At 28.6% G+C, this 241-nt stretch carries 1 pseudogene; it reads right to left on the minus strand.

Going from position 1 to position 241, the window contains the following annotated elements:
- Window positions 1-241 (minus strand): annotated as a pseudogene (locus SH09_RS17210) (carbohydrate kinase family protein); the annotation flags it as partial.

A 241-nucleotide genomic window follows, 5' to 3' on the forward strand; every position in this document is an offset into this window, starting at 1 on the left:
ATTTGTTTAATTTTTTCATAGTCACTTTTAACATTCAAAGAGATATCCCAAAAAGCTTCAGCTTCTTTTTTGTTAATTATTAAATAGTCTATTCTTTTTAAATTCTTCGGGATGTTTTTCACCTTCTCTATAGATGCTGGGATAACAGCTATAGGAACATTGCTACTCTTACATAACTGAATTAAATATTGAATACTATTCTCAGGAATATTAGAGTCTACAATCACACAATCTGCACATT

The sequence above is a fragment of the Staphylococcus gallinarum genome, assembly GCF_000875895.1.
GTDB classification, from domain to species: domain Bacteria; phylum Bacillota; class Bacilli; order Staphylococcales; family Staphylococcaceae; genus Staphylococcus; species Staphylococcus gallinarum.